The organism is Pedobacter sp., assembly GCF_045628745.1.
Classification (GTDB): domain Bacteria; phylum Bacteroidota; class Bacteroidia; order Sphingobacteriales; family Sphingobacteriaceae; genus Pedobacter.
In genome coordinates this window covers 1-3,922 of record NZ_JAZQPU010000486.1, presented here as the reverse complement: position 1 = coordinate 3,922, position 3,922 = coordinate 1, and the positions used below count along the sequence as shown (strand labels likewise).

4 protein-coding genes are annotated in these 3,922 nt (G+C 35.8%); 3 read left to right on the top strand and 1 reads right to left on the bottom strand.

Annotated elements, in window-relative coordinates:
- Positions 1-31 precede the first annotated feature (31 nt).
- Complete coding sequence (locus ACR2F7_RS17825; protein ID WP_432714888.1) at positions 32-1,243, bottom strand: site-specific integrase; 1,212 nt, start codon at positions 1,241-1,243, stop codon at positions 32-34.
- Between the two features lie 466 nt (positions 1,244-1,709).
- Here ACR2F7_RS17825 and ACR2F7_RS17820 point away from each other — a divergent pair, with 466 nt between their 5' ends.
- The 3 genes from ACR2F7_RS17820 to ACR2F7_RS17810 form a co-directional block, all read left to right on the top strand.
- Entirely contained in the window at positions 1,710-1,979 is a 270-nt protein-coding gene (locus ACR2F7_RS17820) for an ISAon1 family transposase N-terminal region protein (protein ID WP_432714887.1), read from the top strand.
- A 66-nt stretch (positions 1,980-2,045) separates the two neighbouring features.
- Positions 2,046-2,270, top strand: a complete 225-nt coding sequence (locus ACR2F7_RS17815) for a hypothetical protein (protein WP_432714886.1) — start codon at positions 2,046-2,048, stop codon at positions 2,268-2,270.
- 591 nt (positions 2,271-2,861) lie between these two features.
- On the top strand, positions 2,862-3,922 hold a 1,061-nt coding region (locus tag ACR2F7_RS17810), incomplete at its 3' end, for an amidohydrolase (RefSeq protein WP_432714885.1).

Here is a 3,922-nt window from a genome sequence, read left to right as displayed (position 1 = left end):
AAATAATCATATAATTGGTATAATCTCATAATTACCCCCAGGCATTTAATACAGCATTACGCATAGTGTCTTCATTTACTTTAATATACCGCTGGAAAGATTTGAAATCTGTCCAGCCTCCAAGCTCCATAATTATTTGAGGAGCTACACCTTTGGCCAATAGCATGGAAGCAAATGATTTCCGTCCTGAATGGGCCGTAATCAGTTTCCATTTAGGGTCAACCCTAACAATTCTTTCAGAGCCTCGGAAGCGGATAATTTCAATTTCGTCATCTATCTTAGCTAATTGGCAGAGTTCAGTTAAGTACTCATTATATTTTTGGTTACTAATTACCGGTATTGGCTTTGAATTGCTTTTGTATTTCGCCAGTATGGATTTTGCTATAGAATTCAACGGGGTGACAATCGGCTTTTTTGTCTTTTTGGTTGTCAAAATGATGGTGTCATCATTTTTAATATGGTAATGATCTAATTGCTCCAAATCACTATATCGATAACCTATCATGCACGAAAAGCAGAAAACGTCACGTACACGGTCTAGACGTGAATTTTCTGTTAAATCCAAATTATAAACTTTAAAAAATTCCTCTTCACAAAGTGCTATAACCTCTAATTTCTGTCGCTTTATCACAAAATCCTTATACCCATCATTGACAATAATGCCGCTTCGTTTGGCATAGCCGAGAAATGTTTTAAGCGTACTCAATTGTTTGGCAACGGTAATGTTGTTTAGCGTTCGACCCCTGCTTGTGACATGCTCAAAGAGGAAATTTTGGAATGATTGCAAAAAGTCATAATCCATGTTAGAAAATTTCACTTTTACACTTTTTGCTTCTTGGTAAGATAAGAGGTGAGATTTCAGTGATTTGTAAACAGAAAGGCTTCCTTTTACTCTGGAAGGCCTATTTTCTTCTATGTATTTATCTATATAATCAAATACCAAATCTGTAGTATCTTCCTTCTTCGTCAGCTTAGCATTAAGCAATTTATACTCCTCCAGGATACTATCGGAACTATAGCCTTTCTTCTGAATTTCGTAAAGATGGATGAGTTCTTCAATTCTTGATTTAGTCTTCAAGAGGGCTGAATTCATTTGCTTTACATCATCGGCTAACGGGAGTATATTAAAATCGAGGTCTGGCAACAAGTTTTTAGCCAGTTTCCGATTCAGGTAAATGATTTGTTTAGAAGCACGATCCCATAATTCAGGCAACACCGATATCCCCGTATTCAATTTTCTCATTTGATTGGATATTGAAAGGGTAAGGATTATAGGACGTTCTCCCCGTATGTTCTCCTTGTCCGTACGCAAAATGAAGTTTACTTTGTGATTAGCCATGTGTTCTAGAAATATCAGCTAATATATCACTTAAGTTGAAGAAAGGGGAATGATTAGGGGAATGATTTTCTAACTTGATTGATTGTTATTGCAAGTCAATGACAACAAAAATACTTCATAAATGATTGTTTAGTAATATATTAACAATCACTGGTAATCAGTCGCAATCATTCGCTTGCATCCATATTACAATAAATTGAATCCCTCTCTCTCCGCAGCATTAAAAAAGAAGACCTTTAGCGTAAAGTTAGAGGTTTTTTTGTGGAATTTAATCAGATTGATCCAACTTTAGGGATCAAGTGGGATCAATGCCAAAACTTGTGGAGCAAAGGTAAAAAATATAGATTTGTTTTTCTAACAATCAATATTTATGCCATCAGCTACCGCGTCCTTGCTGAGATTATTTTTACCAGATTTTATCATCGAGAACTTTGAATTCACAGGGTCTATTGAAGAGGAGGATACGTTTCACATTGAACTGGAAGAGCACAATAATCCTCCTGCAGAGTGGCAAGACATGAATGTGCTTTCAAAAGGCTTTTTTCCAAAGATTGTCGTTCAGGATTTTCCAATTCGTGGACATAAGGTGATTTTCACATTAAACGGCGCAGGTGGCTCAATGTGGAAACAGGTAAGGTAGTATACCGGAATTGGACTTAAGTAGAAAAGGGAACGAGAATGACAAGGAAATTAGCGGCTTTTTTTAATGAAATCAATCGATACAGCCCCGAATAGCGTTGATGCGATCAGTTCTTTTTATGGTGTAAAGGTTAAAAAGCTGCTTCGTCAGTGTCGTGATTACCTTAGTGACTTTAAAAGCTGGACTCAAAAACCACATGCAAAGAAGTGGCTTTTATACCCACAGAACCTTGGTGAGCATCTTTCTATCGATGAAGCCAGCCTTTCCCATGGTGACAAATGTAGCTGCTAAGCTCGCGGAACTAGTCGCCTTCGAACCATCTTGTGAAAATGCATAAACGATCACCTATTTAAATATCAATTATAGAATACCACTACCGCTTTTGGCGGTAGTGAGCAATTACGTTTTAGCTATAGAGGAAACTTTATTTCAGGACATCGTTTGGTCAAGCCAAAAAACCAGTCCCAATTCCGCAACAGCAGGTAAAATCCAAGGAACGTTAGGTGCTAATTATTTTTTGCTATTATTGTGTAAGCGGTGAATAATGGTTATAACTTACAACTAACCTTCATTTATTTCGTTTAAATGGTCTTTAATTATTCATTCGATGTGATGCTCCTGCATCAGTTTGGCCAGCAGTTCTTGTGATCGCCGCTCATCACCTAATTTGCTATAGGTAGTTTTTAGCAATGTGTTTAGAATTTTCAACGTTCCCCACCAATCGAATAGCTATTGTAAGACGCGCTTTACTTGTTTTGAAGCATAATAAGCAAAAGGTCAATGGCAGAAATTTAGTCTTATATATAAGATATGTAACAAAAAGATACATATCTTTATTATAGTAATATGTAGCTATTTATGTGAAAATGAGGAGGAACGGTAATGAAAAAGAGCAAAAAGAAAATAATATTACTTAGTTTAATAGTAATGGTATTGATAGTTTCAGCGTTTGTTACATACAAATACTTAAACTCAAGGCAAAAAGCTGATATAGTAATTTACGGGAATATTTATACGGGAACAGAAGGAGAAAAAACAGAGGAAGCACTTGCAATAAAAGGTGACAAGTTTATATATATTGGAAGTGTGGACGGAGTTAAACAATATATAGATGATAAAACAGAAGTTATTAAACAAAATGGCGGTCTAATCTTACCTGGATTTACAGATACCCATACGCATGTTACACCTTCATTTGCGGTGGCTAAATATCAAATAGACTTATCTAGGGCAACATCAGTAGACGAATATTTGACGATAATTAAAGACTTTGTCAATAAGCATCCAAACGACGAGATGTATATTGGTAGGGGTTGGAATTATATACTTTTTAAAGATGGTATACCTACTAAAGATATATTAGACCAAATACTACCTGATATACCAATTTATATTAAAAGTAATGATGGTCATGCCTGCTGGGTTAATTCAAAAATGATAGAATTAATAGGCGTAACAAAAGATACAAAAGATCCGATAGGCGGTAAGGTTATAAAGGATATCGATGGTAACCCTGTAGGATGTTTTAGAGATGTGGCAATGGATTTATATGTGAAGCCACATTTAGTTCCTTATACTGTTGATCAGTATAAGGAACTAATACAGGAAGCTCAAAAGTTTTATGCTGAACTTGGTTATTCTTCTTATGTGGAGGTTTTTGTAGAAGCTGATAACACGAATTACAATATATTTAAGGCTTATGAAGAATTGGATAAAGAGGGTAAATTAAAATTACGCGTACAAGGAGCTTGGAATGTAAGTAATGAGGAAAATGCTACTGATAAAGTTTCGAAGCTTATAGAGTATAAGGATGAATCAAAGGGTGGCATGTTTGAGCTTACGGATATAAAAATCTTTATGGATGGTGTTGCCGAGACCGGTACAGCTTATTTTAGTGAGCCATATGCTGATGATACCACTAATTATGGGGCCGATAGATGGCC